Raw genomic sequence first — 235 nt, forward strand, 5'->3', positions numbered from 1 at the left:
ATTTATTGCATGGCTTGAGCATTTTGAACACCTAAATATTAAAACAGTATTAGCTGATCACGGCGGTACGTTTTCAATTTATTTTAAAGATAACAGCGGAAATAGCCATGAAATTACCTCTCATGACTATACGCAGATTAAAACTGTGTATCCGCAGGTATTATTAGGCTCGCATACAGCCAAAAAGAGCTAAATTAAAATCGCTCCTGATGAGCATTTTTTATGGCAATAATAT

1 pseudogene is annotated in these 235 nt (G+C 34.5%); it reads left to right on the forward strand.

Annotated features, from left to right (window positions below):
- A pseudogene (locus AAEY62_RS24885) lies at positions 1-193 on the forward strand (VOC family protein); the annotation flags it as partial.
- Between the last annotated feature and the right edge of the window lie 42 nt (positions 194-235).

The sequence above is a fragment of the Pseudoalteromonas sp. GW168-MNA-CIBAN-0100 genome, from assembly GCF_040309225.1.
GTDB classification, from domain to species: Bacteria; Pseudomonadota; Gammaproteobacteria; order Enterobacterales; family Alteromonadaceae; genus Pseudoalteromonas; species Pseudoalteromonas arctica.